The sequence below is a fragment of the Nonlabens sp. genome, assembly GCF_039941875.1.
Taxonomy (GTDB): domain Bacteria; phylum Bacteroidota; class Bacteroidia; order Flavobacteriales; family Flavobacteriaceae; genus Nonlabens.
In genome coordinates, this window is the sequence record NZ_JBDVDQ010000019.1 from 111,268 (window position 1) to 126,267 (window position 15,000).

General features: G+C 34.0%; 20 protein-coding genes. 11 read left to right on the plus strand and 9 right to left on the minus strand.

All coding sequences use genetic code 11. The annotated features are described in order from the left end of the window. Positions 1 to 34: 34 nt before the first annotated feature. Positions 35 to 787 (minus strand): thioredoxin family protein, encoded by a 753-nt coding sequence (locus tag ABJF08_RS11980; protein ID WP_348116461.1) that lies wholly within the window; start codon positions 785 to 787, stop codon positions 35 to 37. Between the two features lie 139 nt (positions 788 to 926). Here ABJF08_RS11980 and mazG point away from each other — a divergent pair, with 139 nt between their 5' ends. The 3 genes from mazG to ABJF08_RS11995 are packed head-to-tail and all read left to right on the plus strand — an operon-like array spanning position 927 to position 3,192. Then, positions 927 to 1,700, plus strand: coding sequence for a nucleoside triphosphate pyrophosphohydrolase (gene mazG / locus ABJF08_RS11985; protein ID WP_348116462.1), 774 nt, complete (start codon positions 927 to 929; stop codon positions 1,698 to 1,700). Positions 1,701 to 1,751: 51 nt separating this feature from the next. Beyond that, complete coding sequence (locus ABJF08_RS11990; RefSeq protein WP_348116463.1) at positions 1,752 to 2,543, plus strand: hypothetical protein; 792 nt, start codon at positions 1,752 to 1,754, stop codon at positions 2,541 to 2,543. Further along, positions 2,530 to 3,192 carry a hypothetical protein gene (locus tag ABJF08_RS11995; protein WP_348116464.1) on the plus strand — a complete coding sequence of 221 codons (663 nt, stop codon included), beginning with the start codon at positions 2,530 to 2,532 and terminating at the stop codon, positions 3,190 to 3,192. Before ABJF08_RS11990 ends, ABJF08_RS11995 begins: the two co-directional genes overlap by 14 nt. A gap of 95 nt (positions 3,193 to 3,287) precedes the next feature. On the opposite strand, the gene ABJF08_RS12000 is transcribed toward ABJF08_RS11995, so the two are convergent. The 6 genes from ABJF08_RS12000 to ABJF08_RS12025 all read right to left on the minus strand — a co-directional run bounded on the left by ABJF08_RS12000 (position 3,288) and on the right by ABJF08_RS12025 (position 7,110). Then, positions 3,288 to 3,443 carry a YqaE/Pmp3 family membrane protein gene (locus tag ABJF08_RS12000; protein WP_104515330.1) on the minus strand — a complete coding sequence of 52 codons (156 nt, stop codon included), beginning with the start codon at positions 3,441 to 3,443 and terminating at the stop codon, positions 3,288 to 3,290. A gap of 92 nt (positions 3,444 to 3,535) precedes the next feature. Then, positions 3,536 to 3,694: a YqaE/Pmp3 family membrane protein gene (locus ABJF08_RS12005; protein ID WP_348116465.1), complete on the minus strand. Its 159-nt coding sequence runs from the start codon at positions 3,692 to 3,694 to the stop codon at positions 3,536 to 3,538. A 143-nt stretch (positions 3,695 to 3,837) separates the two neighbouring features. Continuing rightward, on the minus strand, positions 3,838 to 5,178 hold the full coding sequence (gene purB / locus ABJF08_RS12010) for an adenylosuccinate lyase (protein ID WP_211289288.1): 1,341 nt from the start codon (positions 5,176 to 5,178) through the stop codon (positions 3,838 to 3,840). Positions 5,179 to 5,230: 52 nt separating this feature from the next. Continuing rightward, positions 5,231 to 5,794, minus strand: coding sequence for an adenylosuccinate lyase (locus tag ABJF08_RS12015; protein ID WP_348116467.1), 564 nt, complete (start codon positions 5,792 to 5,794; stop codon positions 5,231 to 5,233). Positions 5,795 to 5,806: 12 nt separating this feature from the next. Continuing rightward, positions 5,807 to 6,427 carry a hypothetical protein gene (locus ABJF08_RS12020; protein WP_348116468.1) on the minus strand — a complete coding sequence of 207 codons (621 nt, stop codon included), beginning with the start codon at positions 6,425 to 6,427 and terminating at the stop codon, positions 5,807 to 5,809. Further along, a complete protein-coding gene (locus ABJF08_RS12025) occupies positions 6,427 to 7,110 on the minus strand; it encodes an NAD-dependent deacylase (protein WP_348116469.1) in 684 nt (227 codons plus the stop codon). The genes ABJF08_RS12020 and ABJF08_RS12025 overlap by 1 nt, the downstream gene beginning before the upstream one ends. Before the next feature lie 202 nt (positions 7,111 to 7,312). Here ABJF08_RS12025 and pheT point away from each other — a divergent pair, with 202 nt between their 5' ends. The 5 genes from pheT to ABJF08_RS12050 all read left to right on the plus strand — a co-directional run bounded on the left by pheT (position 7,313) and on the right by ABJF08_RS12050 (position 11,627). Then, entirely contained in the window at positions 7,313 to 9,736 is a 2,424-nt protein-coding gene (pheT, locus tag ABJF08_RS12030) for a phenylalanine--tRNA ligase subunit beta (RefSeq protein ID WP_348116470.1), read from the plus strand. An 8-nt stretch (positions 9,737 to 9,744) separates the two neighbouring features. Then, a complete protein-coding gene (locus tag ABJF08_RS12035; RefSeq protein ID WP_348116471.1) occupies positions 9,745 to 10,212 on the plus strand; it encodes a hypothetical protein in 468 nt (155 codons plus the stop codon). A 151-nt stretch (positions 10,213 to 10,363) separates the two neighbouring features. Continuing rightward, positions 10,364 to 11,083 carry a hypothetical protein gene (locus tag ABJF08_RS12040; protein WP_348116472.1) on the plus strand — a complete coding sequence of 240 codons (720 nt, stop codon included), beginning with the start codon at positions 10,364 to 10,366 and terminating at the stop codon, positions 11,081 to 11,083. Between the two features lie 168 nt (positions 11,084 to 11,251). Then, positions 11,252 to 11,446 (plus strand): hypothetical protein, encoded by a 195-nt coding sequence (locus ABJF08_RS12045; protein ID WP_348116473.1) that lies wholly within the window; start codon positions 11,252 to 11,254, stop codon positions 11,444 to 11,446. Beyond that, on the plus strand, positions 11,439 to 11,627 hold the full coding sequence (locus tag ABJF08_RS12050) for a hypothetical protein (RefSeq protein WP_348116475.1): 189 nt from the start codon (positions 11,439 to 11,441) through the stop codon (positions 11,625 to 11,627). Before ABJF08_RS12045 ends, ABJF08_RS12050 begins: the two co-directional genes overlap by 8 nt. A 94-nt stretch (positions 11,628 to 11,721) precedes the next feature. Here the strand turns inward: ABJF08_RS12050 and ribH are convergent, their stop codons facing one another. Beyond that, positions 11,722 to 12,243 carry a 6,7-dimethyl-8-ribityllumazine synthase gene (ribH, locus tag ABJF08_RS12055; RefSeq protein WP_348116476.1) on the minus strand — a complete coding sequence of 174 codons (522 nt, stop codon included), beginning with the start codon at positions 12,241 to 12,243 and terminating at the stop codon, positions 11,722 to 11,724. A gap of 6 nt (positions 12,244 to 12,249) precedes the next feature. Beyond that, entirely contained in the window at positions 12,250 to 13,065 is an 816-nt protein-coding gene (locus tag ABJF08_RS12060; RefSeq protein WP_348116477.1) for a hypothetical protein, read from the minus strand. A gap of 162 nt (positions 13,066 to 13,227) precedes the next feature. On the opposite strand from ABJF08_RS12060, the gene recF reads away from it, so the two are divergent. From recF to ABJF08_RS12075, 3 genes are read left to right on the plus strand one after another with little or no spacing between them, the layout of a single operon-like run. Then, the gene (gene recF, locus ABJF08_RS12065) at positions 13,228 to 14,307 is read left to right on the plus strand and encodes a DNA replication and repair protein RecF (protein WP_348116478.1); all 1,080 of its coding nucleotides are present in this window, start codon (positions 13,228 to 13,230) and stop codon (positions 14,305 to 14,307) included. After that, positions 14,304 to 14,714 (plus strand): lipocalin family protein, encoded by a 411-nt coding sequence (locus tag ABJF08_RS12070; RefSeq protein ID WP_348116479.1) that lies wholly within the window; start codon positions 14,304 to 14,306, stop codon positions 14,712 to 14,714. The genes recF and ABJF08_RS12070 overlap by 4 nt, the downstream gene beginning before the upstream one ends. Further along, entirely contained in the window at positions 14,701 to 15,000 is a 300-nt protein-coding gene (locus ABJF08_RS12075; protein ID WP_104515316.1) for a DUF721 domain-containing protein, read from the plus strand. Before ABJF08_RS12070 ends, ABJF08_RS12075 begins: the two co-directional genes overlap by 14 nt.

A 15,000-nucleotide genomic window follows, 5' to 3' on the forward strand; every position in this document is an offset into this window, starting at 1 on the left:
TAGTTTTTAAAGGAACAAAGATGCTTTAAAAATACTATTCGGCTTCTATTTTTTCAATTAACTGCTCAACAATAGCAGCAGACTCATTATTTCTATTGGCTAGTTTTTTTGCTCTTTTTGCAGTTTTTAAGGCCTTTTTATCATCTCCTATCTTGTGTAATAAATGCGCTTTGGTCTCTAGATTAGAAACATTTTCTTCTAGTTCTATAGATCGGTTTATTAAAACTATAGCACAGTTTAAATCTTGCTGGTCAGTAAGGTTTTGATATATTTTCCAGCTCAGTTCATTTAATTGGTGAGTACTGTACCATAATTGCTCTAGATTTTTCTTAGTCAGTTTTTCGTGAGCACCTTCTACTATATCATATTTAGATGGTTTTCCTTTATAAGGTAATAAATCACCTTTTACAGTCATGCGGTCGTGTCTTTCTATCATTTTTACCATCTCATCGCGACGCATGATACTACCGCTTTGTCCTAGTTTGCGGCCATTTTTAATGAAGAAATAAGTAGGTATGCTGTGAACACCCAGAATATCATCGGCTATGTTATCATCGGTATTCATTTTATAAATAGTCACGTTAACAGACTCATCATCTGCTATGGATTTAATAACCGGTTTCATATACTGACACGGTCCACACCAGGGCGCAGTAAAATAGAGCACTTTAATCTGGTCGTCGTTTGCCATTACCGTTTCTTCCATACCTTCATCGGTTACATATTGTTGTGCTATAGATAGGTTAGAAAGTAAAAGTGAAAAAGTAATTATAAATAGAATTCTCATCGTGTCGATTTTATGGTATAAGTAACTAATTTTATGCCAGTATTATTGCTGGATAAAAGTTCCGCTTTCGCGAAAGCGAGATAAAAATAATCTAACAAACTCACAAAAAGCTCTCAATCGCTCAAAATAATAGACTAAAATGAACAACAGAAAGGATCAACTCAAAGCCATAGATAGATTATTAACCATTATGGATGAGTTGCGAGAGCAATGTCCATGGGATAAAAAGCAAACGCTAGAATCCTTGAGACACCTGACTATAGAGGAGACTTATGAACTGGGCGATGCGATTCTAAATAAGGATATGGAAGAGATTCCTAAGGAGTTAGGCGATTTATTACTGCATATTGTGTTCTATGCAAAAATAGGGTCGGAGACTAACGATTTTGATATCGCTAGTGTGGCAAACGGTATTTGTGATAAATTGATTTCTAGACATCCACATATTTATGGAGATGTAAAAGTAAAGGACGAAGAAGAGGTAAAAGCAAACTGGGAAGCGCTGAAGTTAAAAGAAGGGAAATCTAGTGTGCTAGAAGGTGTACCTAAATCATTGCCAGCACTGGTAAAAAGCCAACGCATACAGGATAAAGTAGCTGGAGTAGGTTTTGACTGGGAACGACCAGAACAAGTAAAAGAAAAACTAGAAGAAGAACTGGCAGAGCTGCAGGTAGAAATAGATGCAGGAGATAAGGATAAGATCGAGGCCGAATTTGGCGATGTACTTTTCTCACTAGTTAATTACGGTAAGCATTTAGGGGTAAATCCAGAAGATGCACTTGAACGCACGAATAAGAAGTTTATAAAACGTTTTCAATACCTAGAGTCCAAAGCTAAAGAATTGGGCAAGGAGATGAGAGACATGACTCTAGCAGAAATGGATGTTTTCTGGGAAGAGGCTAAGAAATTGTAGGGTTAAAACGATTAGATATGACGGACTGTGGTAATTAAGTTTATTCATTAAATGACTCAAAATAAAGAAATAGGGTTTAGAGAGAAAGTGCTGGCATTTTTCAGGAAGAAAGAAGGTTTTATAAAAAGTGTAAGGCCAGAAAGTTATCTGGATTATGTGCCTAATTTACTGTTTGTTATAGCATTTATTATACCTGTATTATTTCGAGGTTTTGATTTTTTTCCGGATAACTATTTGGACTTAGTTGCTATTACTTACTTAATAATCATTACGTTGTGGTTTTTAATTAGAAAATTTCTTTTGTTTGAAGATCAAGAAGAGTTAACGTTGATGAATAGCGGTGATTATTTGGATCTTTCTATAGTTGAGAAGAGTTTGCTATACTCTAGAATACTTAGTTTTTTAGGTTTAATAGCTTTGATAGGAGCAGCGGTATTTTTAATTACAGATGATAATTATATATTTGAATGGTTGCATATCATAATTGCTTTGATTGTGTTGAAATACAGTTTGTTTCTAGGTATAACGGCTTATTCAAAAGAACACACAGAAACTAAAATATTTAAAATAGATAAAAATCGACTTAGAATATCCTTTGGTTTAAGTGAAAAATATATTTTATTAGATGATATCAAAAAAATAAAAATAGCATTCACTCACTTATCTTTTGTACCTAAATATGGAAAGCTAGAAATGCTTAATGATCTTGAATTAAATGAAGAGGAAAAAGAAGAACTAAAGAGTTTTTTAGAAAAGCACCTTACAGATATTGAAATTTCTCTTTACAAAAATAAAGAAGAACTATTTGAAGACGCAGCAATGAAATATTATGTGGAACGATGATAAATTTTTAAAGAGAAAGCGACCGTCCTGGAAAAGCGTATTGTTTCATATTTTTATATGGGGCATATATGCTCTAATTATTTTCAAAGATCTAACGGAGTATTTTACAGAATGGACTTTTTATTATGGTATACTATTGTTTCTGAGTCTTGTTCTATTATCTAACTATATAGAAATAGGTAAACCCATAGGTAAGGTGATAAAAATTAATGCGCATGATAAGTGGTATGATATGAGTAATGTGTTAAACAGCATTTTACCATTCATTGGTATTTATTATTTTGGTACTCATTCCACAGAAGACTCCTGGATCATTCTACAGCACTGGCCTTATTTAATGTTAGGATTTGTTTTATTGCTAGTATTTAAACTCTATACTAATGAAGAAGTAGTAGAGAGAATTATTAAAGTAGAAAAAGGTAATTTGTATTTTGAGGAAGCAAAATCAACCTACTACGCACCGATAACAGATTTTGATAAAATGAGAATCAGTTATAATAAAATAAGTGCAATAGCAATAGACGGTAGAAAAGATAGACTAGGTGGATACATTATGACAGATGGTGATATTCTAAATCTAGTGGCATTCCTGAAAGAAAACGAGCCTAATGTTGAGCTAGATGTTTTATTTGAAGATACTAAGGATTAATAAAGGAGAATATCAATCCTTTTTTAACACAAAAAAAACCAATGCCTTACAGCATCGGTTTTCATCTTTTTCAAAGCAATTTTAATTCTAAATTTTTATTTTGATGTCACGTAAAATGCGTGAATCATTCCTGGTATTCCACCTAATAAGGTTAGAATAACATTAATTATAAAGTCTTTACCTAATCCTTTGTTCATCGCTACACTTAAAGGCGGTAAGAAAATGTTTAATATAATAGTAAGAATACTCATAGTTAGTTTTTTTGATATGAACAAATTTACTGATTGATATTCGGTTACTTTCTTAAAATATTACGAATTGTTATTCTATTAACTTAAAATAGCTACTTTTTAAATATTATATAAAAAGCATGAATAATACCTGGTAGGTAACCTAAAAAGGTGAGGATTATGTTAATGGTAAGATCTTTACCAGCACCTTTTTTGAGCGCAACACTTATTGGTGGTAAGAAAATGTTTAATAGAATGGTAAGAGTGCTCAAAGTTGATAAGTTTGGTTTAATAGTAAGTTAGGGTAAACATGAATGTATAGATTAAAACTAAGGCAAAAGATACCTATAACTAGTCATAAAAAAGCCTTGACTTTTAGGTCAAGGCTTTGGTATAAAAATGTAAAGGATACGAATTAAATACCTGTAAAAGTACTAGGTGTAATCACTCTCATTTCTGCTTTGATATCTTCACTCACATTTAAGGTTTCTATGAAGTTGGCAATACTCTTACCAGTGATTTTTTCATTAGTACGAGTTAATTCTTTTAAAGCTTCATAAGGATTAGGATAAGCCTCACGACGTAAAATAGTCTGTATAGCCTCTGCTACAACAGCCCAGTTGTTTTCTAGATCTTGAGCAATCTTTGCCTCGTTTAATAAGAGCTTATTAAGTCCTTTTAAAGTTGCTTTAAATGCGATAATAGTATGTGCAAGTGGTACACCTACATTTCTCAATACGGTAGAATCTGTAAGGTCACGTTGTAATCTAGATATAGGTAATTTTGCTGCTAGGTGTTCAAAAAGAGCATTTGCTATTCCTAAGTTTCCTTCAGAATTTTCAAAGTCGATAGGATTTACTTTGTGCGGCATAGCACTAGAACCTATTTCACCAGCTTTAATTTTTTGCTTAAAGTAATCCATAGATATGTAAGTCCAGATATCACGATCTAGATCTATAAATATGGTGTTGATTCTTTTTAAGTTATCAAAAAGAGCAGCCATGTGGTCATAATGCTCAATTTGTGTTGTTGGGAAACTGTGTTTTAAACCTAAACGACTCTCAACAAAATCTTCTCCAAAACGCTGCCAGTTCACTTCTGGAAACGCCACGTGATGTGCGTTATAATTACCTGTCGCACCACCGAATTTTGCCGCGTGCTGTACTTGCTCCAGCATATTCATTTGCTCTTCTATACGTACTACAAATACATAGAACTCCTTACCTAAGCGAGTAGGAGAAGCTGGCTGTCCGTGAGTACGAGCTAGTAATGGAATGTCTTTCCACTCATTTGCTAGTCTGTGAATATCATCACGTACGGCTTCTAATTCTGGTAAGTACACATTTTCTATAGCATCTTTAATAGAAAGAGGTATAGCAGTGTTGTTTATATCTTGAGAGGTAAGTCCAAAGTGTATAAACTCTTTATGATCAGATAACCCTAACGTATCAAACTGTTCTTTTAAGAAATATTCTACAGCTTTGACATCGTGGTTAGTAACCTTTTCTATGTCTTTAATAGCTTGTGCATGCTCATCATTAAACTTGCGGTACAAGTCTCTTAATTGTTCTTGAGTTTGCTCAGGTAACGGTTGTAGTTGTTTAATTCCGCTTTCGCTTAAAGCGATAAAATACTCTACTTCTACAAGAACGCGGTAACGTATCAGTGCAGACTCAGAAAAGTAATTTGCAAGTGGCTCGACTTTAGAACGGTAACGTCCATCGATAGGAGAAATAGCTTGTAAAGCAGTAGGCATAATTGTGTCTTTAAAGCGCGCTAAATTACGGTTTTAATAATTGATTATGGATCTAATAAGACTCTATTTTGGCTAAGATTATTCTGGCACTAGACTTAAAACCGTTGCCGTAATCTTCTTGTAATTTTTGTTGTAAAACTGGCACTAGTTCTGGATATATCCAGTCAAACTCTTTGCCTAATTCAAAAAGACTGTATACAGAATAAGCCATGTTTGCCGTCTTATCGGTAGTTATTAATTCTTGAAAACAACCTTCTACCATGCTTTCTCTCATAGGTTTAAGAAGTAGTTTTTTTATTTTGTTATCTTTTTTGCTATAGAATTGTTTGGTTAAAAGACCAGATATTTTACACAAAGCACGCATGCCAGAAGAGTTGATTTCTAACTCGTATAATTCACCTATTTCCTTTAAAAATGGATAGCAAGCATATTCATGAATTAAGAAAGATTGCTCCAGACTCCAGCAGGCCTGGTGAGAAACGCCACTTTCTGGACGACACAATTCTATGAGTTCTGGTAACAGATTAAATTCTACAGAAGCGGTTCCTAGCCGTACACGTTCTGCTTTATAGGCTTTTAGTTTTTTTAAATTCTGTTTTAAATCTGCAGGAGTCATGATGATTTGTCTCTACTTAAAAATAAGGTCTGCAATTTCCTTTTCTGTTTCTTTCATGTTTTCTCCACCAGTAATAATGTGGTAAATACGATTTTCTTTACGTATCATAAGAGCAGGTGAATTCCAGTCTATGCCTTCTTTCCATACCGTTTCACTACCAGATTTTAACTCCATGAGTCTGGTATAACTATCTGTAGCTATAGAATCATTTTTAAAGATATATTCGATCATAGTTCCTTGAGGAAATACATTAGCATTTCTTCTTACCTGACTTTTGTATTGAAAACTGTTCTTTTTAACGACCGTTTTTCCTATGTCTTTTAAAGCACGTTCTATATTCTCAATTCCTTTAGAATACGTCTCGTCTACATCATAAAAACCAGGTGGCGATAGTAAACCGTTGTGGTTACTTATGACATATTTATATTTTGATGCTTCTAACTTTGATTTATAAGAAGGTAAGTATGAAGTAAGATTAACACTTGTACTGTCAGTAACAGACTCTTTTATTGACTCAGGTTCTGTTGTGTGAACGACTGTATCATCTTTTGTAGTTATCTCAGTCTCTTTTTTAATGTCGTTGTTACAACTAACTAGTAGTAAAACAGATAGGATGCTTAATAGTAATTTCATTATTTTTCTATATTTAATAAATCGGCAACCATTTGCACGCCTTTGCTTGCTTTTTCTTTGATAACAGTAAGTTTTCCATGAGACTCTATAGATGGCGCAGGGTCTACAAAATAAATAGGTGTGGTACTAGGTGCAAAATCTTTGAGTCCAGCCGCTGGATATACTTGTAATGATGTGCCAACTATAAGGAGAACATCTGCTTTAGAGACTAGTGCTATAGCCTCATCCATAGCTGGTACTTCTTCACCGAACCATACTATGTGTGGTCGTAATTGAGAACCATCGGTACTTAAATCACCTAATAATATATCGCCATCGCAATCTTGAACTTCATTGCTATTCTTGGAACTACGTGCTTTTTTTAACTCGCCGTGTAGGTGAATTACAGTAGAAGAACCAGCACGCTCATGCAGGTCGTCCACGTTTTGAGTAATAACCTGCACGTTATAATTACGTTCTAAACCTGCGATACAAAAATGGGCGTCATTAGGTTTTACTTCTTTTAATTGTGCACGACGTTTGTTGTAAAAATCTAAAACTAATGTAGGGTTTGCTGCATAACCGTTTGGTGAGGCAACTTCCATAATATCATGTCCTTCCCATAAACCGCCGGCATCTCTAAAGGTTGCGATACCACTTTCTGCACTAACACCTGCTCCAGAGAGAACTACTAGATTTTTCATCTTCCTTGTTTTTCGGTTTAAAAATAGACATTATTTAAAATATATTTCAAAGCTTCGGTTTTTTCAGTCTTTAAAATTTGGGGAATAAAGGCTGTTTGCTGTTCTCAGAAACTATAAATTTATGCATAATGTTTATGTAGGTTCCGCTTTCGCGAAAGCGGACATATAACTATCTTTACCGACCTTAAAAAGCAATGGATTTATGAGAGTTTCCTATAACTGGATCAAGCAATTTATCAACGTGCCAGAAGCGCTGGAAGAACATACTGCCTTATTAACCTCTCTAGGGTTAGAAGTAGAAGGTGTAGAAAAATTTGAAAGCGTAAAAGGTGGGCTGGAAGGCATAGTCGTAGGTTATGTAGAGTCTTGCGAGCAGCATTCTAATGCCGATAAGCTTAAAGTAACCAAGGTTAATCTAGGTACAGAAACGGTTCAAATAGTTTGTGGCGCGCCTAATGTTGCCGCAGGTCAGAAAGTGCCTGTTGCTACCATAGGTACTACTTTATATGATGATAAAGGGGAAGCCTGGAAAATCAAAAAAGGTAAAATAAGAGGTGAAGAAAGTCATGGAATGATATGTGCCGAAGACGAGTTAGGTCTAGGTAAATCTCATGATGGTATCATGGTTCTAGATGAGAATCTAGAGGTAGGTACACCGCTTAAAGATGTAGTAGATATAGAACTGGATCATGTTATAGAAATAGGTTTAACACCTAACAGGTCTGACGCGATGTCACACATGGGTGTTGCACGAGATTTAAGAGCTGGACTAGCTGTTAATGCAGACGCGGTAGAATTTATAACGCCGTCTGTGAGTGGTTTTCATGTGGATAGTCGTTCTTCTAGAGTAGATATAGAAGTAGAAAATACAGAGCTTGCACCACGTTATTGTGGTGTAACCCTTACAGGAATTAAGGTTAAAGAATCTCCAGAGTGGATTAAAAATAGATTAAGCGCGATAGGTATTGCGCCTAAGAATAATGTGGTAGATGTTACTAATTATGTAATGCATGAGTTAGGGCAGCCGCTACACGCTTTTGATTTGTCAAAAATCGCTGGTAATAAAATTATAGTAAAAACTCTTGAGAAAGACACGCCATTCACAACTTTAGACGGTGTGGAGCATAAACTTCATGAAGATGATTTAATGATATGTGATACAGAAAAACCTCTATGTATCGCAGGTGTTTATGGTGGTGAGAATAGTGGTGTTACTGACGGTACGACTTCTATTTTCTTAGAAAGTGCTTACTTTAACCCAGTAAGTGTGCGTAAAACGGCAAAAAGACACAACTTTAATACCGATGCTTCTTTTAGATTTGAACGTGGTATAGATCCTAATATTACAGAATATGCTCTTAAAAGAGCCGCATTATTAATTCAGGAAACTGGTGGTGGTGAGATATCTAGTGATATTACAGACTTGTATTCTCAGAAAATTGAAGATCAACAAGTATTCTTAACTTATCAAAAAGTAAACTCTTTAATAGGTCAAGAAATACCTAAAGAAGAGATCAAAAGTATTTTAAGAACTCTAGATATAAATGTAAATAATGTAACAGAAAGTGGTATCGGGCTTACTATTCCTGCTTATAGGAATGATGTAACTCGCCCAGCAGATGTTATTGAAGAGATATTAAGAGTTTATGGTTATGACCGTATAGAAAGCTCTTCAAAGATCAATGCAACTATTGCAAAGTCTTCAAAACTAGAAAACAATAGGGTACAAAATATAGTAGCGCAACAACTGGTAGGGCAGGGCTTTATTGAGATGATGGCCAACAGCTTAACATCTGAAAAGAACCACACGCTTACTGATCAAATCTCACCTAAAAACCAGGTGAGTATGTTAAACCCTTTGAGTAGTGATCTTGCTGTAATGAGACAGAGTTTAATTTATGGTGGTCTAGAAGCGATCGCTTATAATTTAAATAGAAAACAAGAGAACCTGAGGTTATTTGAATTCGGTAGTAGTTACCACCAGTATCAAGAACGTCAGTTTACAGAAAATAAGCATTTGAGTATTTTAACCGCTGGTAATACTTCTAGTCCTACATGGAATGGTGCATCACAACCAGCAGATTTCTTTTACCTTAAAGGAGCAGTTATTGCTGTTTTAAAACGTTTAGGAATTAATACTATAAATGAAAAACCTACTAAACTAGATTTCTTAAGTGAAGGTATTGCATTAAGTAGTGGTGCAAAAATTGCCGATCTAGGTGTGGTGAAAAAGAAGGTTGCAAAGAACTTCGGTATAGAGGTGACTGTACATTTTGCAAATATTTATTGGGATGAGGTTTTAAAGATCGTTTCTAAGGAATATACTCCTGTTACTGATATACCTAAATTCCCAGAAGTGAGTAGAGATTTTGCATTATTAGTTGATAATGCAGTTAACTTTAAAGAACTGAGAGAGATTGCTTTAAATTCTGAAAAGAAGATTTTAAAATCAGTGCAACTTTTTGATGTTTATGAAGGTAGTAAGTTGCCTAAAGGTAAAAAATCTTATGCCTTAAACTTTACACTTCAAGACGCAAATAAAACACTTACAGATAAACAAATAGATAAAGCTATGAATAAGATACAACAGCAGCTAGAGAATCAGGCTGGTGCAGTATTGAGGTAGATAGTTTTATGCTTAAAAAGATCATTAAAATGGTAATAAGTTTGTTCAGTGCAGCGTTTACTGAACAAACTGTTATCAAAGCAAATGATGACTCTTTTAAAATAATGAAATCTTTGATCAATAAAGATCAATATGCTGGTGATGTTAAGTCTAACGGCTTTGAGTTTAGAGCGAGAAGATTTCCTAACAATATAGAAATATCTGTAAATAAATCTGATGATGGTACTTATACCATCGTTGCTGATTTTTTATTTCCTTTTGCCTATTACGTATTTCTTCTCCTTACAGTAGCAATTTTCAGCTATGTATTTTCATACTATTTTTGGACAGTTATAGGTATATCCATATTTGTCATTCTTATTGTCAATAATTTAATAAGCTGGTCGCGTCAAAAGCATGTGGACTATTTTCTGATGAATTATTTTAAAAACAAACGAGGGTATTCTAAAAACTCTAGAAACCCTAATGGATATTAATAGATTGTATTTTTCGCTTTCGCGAAAGCGGAAAAATTAACATACTCATACTGAAATTATAGAAGCTCCTTTACGACCTATACGGTGAAGGAGTTTCTTGTTTTTACAACAAGACTCGTTTAATTTTCACACGTTTAATCAAGAAGTTGTTATGTTGAATCGCACTAATATTGAAGAAAAGCTCAAGAAATCTAAGGCAAAAAGCTTTAAAGGAACTGAAATCATGGATCAAGTGGCAGCTATTCTTAAAGAAGATGATCGAAGAGAAGATGCGATTATGGCACGTATGAAAAGTCCGCAAAAACCCACGCCTCGCAATCATTTTAATTTTGATTTACTAGATGCCGACCGCATCTACCACATAGATCAAATTCAGGATATTTGCATAACTTATAGATTACGATTTCTAGATACTAAGTATTTTAAGAACGAGATACCTTATGAGGCTTTAATGAGGATTAAAGAAATGGAAAAGGATCATGATATAGAAATGCGTGGTTTTAAAATAGTTGCTCCGTCTAAGATGTTTAAATTAGAAGATGCAGATGATCCATTACTTTTTGCACCTATAGGAAATGGTTATTTCTATCTTATTCATAAATGGGGTAATGATTTAAATCCCTTTAGAAAAATATGGGCATGGAGTTTTAAAAGTTTTGAAAATTTGATTTTTTCGACCGTAGCTATTAGTCTTTTATTGGCTTATTTAATTCCTAATGGTGTTTTTTCTAAGGATACTACAAGTGTTCAATTTGTATTGATATTCTTTTTTACTTTTAAATCTATTGCGGCGATAGTGTTGTACTATTCATTTGCAGCAGGTAAGAATTTTAATACTGCGATATGGAATTCAAAGTATTTCAATGCTTAATTATTTAGAATTCTGTTTGAGAACTTCATGGAGTAAAAACATAAAATATTTAATTAGATGTAAGCCTAACCCATGTCAATTAATTCTGTCGGGCATAGTATAGGATCGCTGTTTAGTTCTTCTATTAAGGTGTACTTTTTAAGTATCTTTGCCTCTTAAAATATTATTATGGCAGGAAGAAATAGAAATCCGATTTTAGGAAGTATTATGGCAATAGCCTTTATAGGTTTTGGTGCTTATAGATTATATGCTCACTTTGGATTAGGAGAAGAAATGGCTTCATGGAGAATTGTGTTATCAGCAGGTTTCATAGCTTATGGATTATATATCGCTTATACATTATTGCCTAGTAAAGATGTCTAGTAAAGAAGATAATAAGCGCAAATACACCTTGCTGTTATCTATTGCCTTTATAGGTATAGGTGCTTGGAAACTGTACGATAAGTTTGTACAAAATTCTGAAGTAGAGAGTTATCAATGGATTCTTGCAGCAGGACTTATAGTTTTAGGAATTTACCAATTAATAGGATTGAGAAAGAATTAAGCTAAATAGATTTTACGCTTAGACGATATAAATAAAAAAACGGCTATCAAATTAAATTTGATAGCCGTTTTTTTTATTTGGTAAAGAACTATGTCTAAAGACCCTGCTTTATAGCAGCCATTTTAATCGCTGCTACTGCTGCTTCACTACCTTTATTACCATGAATACCACCACTGCGAGCAACAGATTGTTCATGAGTATTATCTGTTAAAACACAAAAGATAACTGGTACTCTAGATTTATTTAAATTTAGATCTTTTATACCGCTAGTAACGCCGTTACATACAAAGTCAAAATGTGCTGTTTCTCCTCTTATAACACTACCTATGGCAATGACAGCATCTAGAGGTTTACGTAGTTTGCTATCTTTTATAGGGTAAGTTGCATATTGCATATTCTTACATCCATAGATAAGCTCAAAAGAACCAGGTACATCCATACGGAATATACGCTCTGGATCGATACCACAATCTAATAACGTTTCTTGAGCACCTTTGAAAAGGTTTTCAGTAATATCATCATTCCATTCAGAAACTACGATACCTATACGCATGTCAGTAGCATCTGGCATGCTTTCTTTATCGTAATGTGATAAGTCTTTTCCTAAGGTAGCCATAGTCTCTTAGTTAGAAGCTGCTTGAGCCTGTCCTAGAAGTACCTGTGCAGTCTTAAACTCTTCTGCATTAGGGTAGTTCTCTTCAATTCTTTCTAGAGCTTTTACAGCAGTGCTATTGTCTCCAGTTGTAAGAGCTACTTGAGCAGCTTTAAGTAAATACTTAGGAGTAGTAAATTCATTTTCATTAGTCTCTGCAGCATTCATGTAATAAGAAACAGCATCACCAGCCTGACCAGCTTGTACTAGTGCATCACCTATTCCAGCTTGTGCGATAGATTGTAAAACAGAGTCACCACCATCATATGCCTTAAGATAATCGATCGCTTTTTGAAGCTTATCACCACCTATATTTAAGTAAGCCATACCAGCCTGGTAAGTAGCGATGTTACCTACATCAGTACCACTGTACTCTTCAGATATTTTTATTAGACCAAATTTTCCATTAACACCTTCTAATGCAAGTGTATAAAGAGAATCTTTTTCTTTACCAGTAGAGTTAAGAGCAAGATCATAATATTTGTTTGCTTCTGTAGTTTCAGAAACAGCCTCTTCTTGTTTAGGCTCTAGAACAAACTGACTATAACCCCAAGCACATAATGCGCCTATCGCTATAACAGCAACTACTATTATAAGAGCTTTTTGATTTTTCTCTAACCATTCTTCCGTCTTGTTAGCACCTTCATCTAGGGTACTAAATACTTCAGCAGTAGTAGATTCAGAATCGTCAAAGATTTCTTCTTTCTCTATTTTTTCTGGTTTTGTTTTCGGTTTGTATCCTCTTTTGTTATAAGTAGCCATAGTAGTCATTAATTGAACGCGCAAAAATATAATTTTTATCCATATATAAAAATGTGTGAAAGCTTTATTCTCTACCTTTTCTTAGGTTAAATTTGCAAAAGTCTTATGTAGATGGTTATAATTCCGCTTTCGCGAAAGCGGAACATTTATAAAGCATTATATCACAATTAGTTACCGTAATTTTCTATGCATCTTAATTCTATTAGTCTTATTAACTATAAAAGCTTTTCTTCGGCCGAATTTGACTTCGATCAGAAGATAAATTGCTTTGTAGGGAACAATGGTGTAGGAAAAACCAACGTTTTAGACGCGATTTATCACCTTGCTTTTGCTAAAAGTTACTTTAATCCTATTACTATTCAGAATATTAAGCATGATGAAGAGTTTTTTGTGGTAAATGGTAATTTTTCTAAAAAAGATCAAGACGAAAAAATAGTAGTTAGCGCCAAAAAAGGAGTGAAGCGTGTCGTAAAACGCAATGGTAAAATATATGATAAGATAAGTGATCATATAGGTCTAATACCTCTGGTTATTATTTCTCCGGCAGATAGAGATTTAATTATAGAAGGTAGTGATACCAGACGCAAGTTTTTAGATGGTGTGATCTCACTGAGCAACTCTTTGTATTTAACTAAACTGATTAATTACAATAAACTGGTACAGCAACGTAATGCGTTGCTGAAGTATTTCTTTATTAATAGAACATTTGATAGTGATGCTCTAGCTGTTTATGACGAACAATTGGTTGTCATAGGTGGCTTTATTCATAAAACTAGAACTGAGTTTTTAGAATCTTTTACTCCCATTTTTAAGAAGTATTATCATCAAATTTCTAGATCAGAAGAGGTGGTAGATATTTATTATAAAGCCGATTTTAATAACGCAGATCCTGCACAAGTTTTAAAAAGTGCACAACAAAAAGATATGCAATTGCAGTACACGAGTGTAGGAACGCATAAGGACGATTTGTTATTCTTGCTGGATAATCACGCTGTGAAAAAATTTGGTAGTCAGGGGCAACAAAAAAGTTTTCTAACGGCATTAAAACTGGCTCAATTTGAGTTCATAAAAGAGGAAAGTGGTACAGTACCTATCTTGCTATTAGATGATATTTTTGATAAATTAGATGAATCTAGAGTGGCACAAATTATCGATATGGTTAACGATGATCAATTTGGACAGCTATTTATAAGCGATACACACCCAGAACGAACAGAAGCTGTTATTAAGCAAACAGAACAATCTTATAAGATATTTAAGTTATGAAGAATCTAATTTATGGAGTACTAGCTGTTTTATTAATATCATGTAGCAGTAACGAAGAAAAAATACAGGCTATAGAAGGTTACTGGAATATAGACCAAGTCATTTTACCTAATGGAAGTGAACGTGAATTCCCGTTTTCAAATCATATGGACCATTTTGAAATAGATGGATTTAATGGAGTTAAAAATCGTGTAAGTCCAACTTATGATGGTAGCTTTGTATCCTACGGTGATCCTGTAAGTTTTATATGGGAAGAAAAGGAAGGTGAGTTATGGCTTTCTTTTAAAAAAGGAGAACAAGCTTATAATCAGAAAGTTGAAAAAGCAACTGAAGAGACTTTAGTTTTAATTCATGAAAACGGTACGAGATACACCTACAAAGCATATACCCCAAATGAGAAACAATAAGAAGAACGATTTTGTAAGCATGAGCGATTTATTAAGTGATTTTAAATCACAAAGTAAGTTGCAAAAAGGTTTTGAAAAGGTAGATGTAGAAGGAGCGTGGAATACCATTATGGGACCAGGGGTTACTAATTACACAACCCAATTAAAGTTTACAGCAGGAACCTTATTTGTTAATTTATCATCTTCGGTATTAAGACAGGAGCTTATGTATGGTCGCACTATGATCATTAAAAACCTTAATGAGCATTTAGGTAAAGACATGATAGAAAAAATAGTTTTGAGATAA